Source organism: Vogesella mureinivorans, assembly GCF_007644035.1.
GTDB lineage: Bacteria > Pseudomonadota > Gammaproteobacteria > Burkholderiales > Chromobacteriaceae > Vogesella > Vogesella mureinivorans.
Genome location: NZ_VMTV02000593.1, coordinates 1 through 268, shown reverse-complemented (window position 1 = coordinate 268; position 268 = coordinate 1). Strand labels below are relative to the sequence as shown.

Annotated in this window: 1 protein-coding gene; it reads right to left on the bottom strand. The window is 67.9% G+C overall.

What is annotated here, in order from left to right:
* Positions 1–184: 184 nt before the first annotated feature.
* Entirely contained in the window at positions 185–268 is an 84-nt protein-coding gene (locus FLQ44_RS25005) for a DUF2269 family protein (protein WP_147695276.1), read from the bottom strand.

Here is a 268-nt window from a genome sequence, read left to right as displayed (position 1 = left end):
ATAGGGTGGGGTTCGAGCCGCCTTGGCCTGCACTGTCGCCCTGCTGATTAGTGGCGCGACACCCCGCCCACAGCTCCGCGCCGAGAAGTGGCCGCGCTCGCCGCCATGCAGGTCGTGCCACAAGCGTATAGGGGGGTCCCATGGCCCACCATGGCCACCACCCTCGCTCCGGTCTCGCGCCACCTCAACCCGGCTTCACCACCATCAACCAGAAGATCGCCAGGACGCTGATGAAGGCCGGCCAGCCCAGCCAGAACCACGCCCGCAT